Genomic DNA, 862 nt, shown 5'->3' on the forward strand with positions numbered 1-862 from the left:
TGCGGTACTGGCGGGTGTCGAGCATGTGGAAGGTGGCCAGGCGGCCCCAGCGCAGGCGGCGGTAGAGCTGCAGGTCGATGCCGCGGGGGGTGCTGGTGGGGCGCAGCGGCATGTTCTCGTAGTAGGCCTGGAAGGCGGCGCGGCGCCGGGCGAGGAACGCGGGGCGGGTCTGGTCGTCCTCGGGGGTCTCGTCGGCCCAGTTGTTGTCCAGCTCGTGGTCGTCCCAGACCGGGATCCAGGGGGCGACGGCGTGCGCGGCCTGCAGGTCCGGGTCGGCCTTGTACTGGGCGTGGCGCTGGCGGTAGCCGGCCAGGGTGGTGGTCTCGGGCCCGGCGTGGTCGCGCACGTTGCCGCCGGGGGCGAGGTAGTCGCGGGCCTGGTACTCGTAGAAGTAGTCCCCGAGGTGCAGCACGAGGTCGGGCTGGTCCTGGGCCAGGCGCCGGTAGGCGGTGAACCAGCCGTGCTCGTACTGCGCGCAGGAGGCCACGGCCAGGGTGAAGGGCACGGCGGAGCGGTGCGCGGGGGCGGTGCGGGTGCGCCCGAGGGGGCTCACGTGCGCGCCGGTGCGGAACCGGTAGTGGTACTCGCGCCCGGGTTCGAGCCCGCGCAGCAGCACGTGCACGGCGTGCGCGGAGGTGTGCCGGGCGGTGGTGGTGCCGCGGCGCACGACGTTGCGCATGCGCGCGTCGGTGGCCAGCTCCCAGCGCACCGGCACGTCGCGGGTGGGCATGGCGGCGTGCCCGTCCTCGGCCAGGGGGTCCAGCGCGAGGCGGGTCCAGAGCACGACCCCGTCGGGGGTGGGGTCCCCGGAGGCCACCCCGAGGGTGAACGGGTCACCGACCAGCCGCCGCGAACGCGCACC

Annotated in this window: 1 protein-coding gene; it reads right to left on the minus strand. The window is 75.3% G+C overall.

Annotated elements, in window-relative coordinates; all coding sequences use genetic code 11:
• Positions 1–844: alkaline phosphatase D family protein (locus D5H78_RS19005; RefSeq protein ID WP_342782511.1), on the minus strand; the 844-nt coding region annotated here is incomplete at its 3' end.
• Positions 845–862 lie beyond the last annotated feature (18 nt).

This window comes from Vallicoccus soli (assembly GCF_003594885.1).
GTDB classification, from domain to species: domain Bacteria; phylum Actinomycetota; class Actinomycetes; order Motilibacterales; family Motilibacteraceae; genus Vallicoccus; species Vallicoccus soli.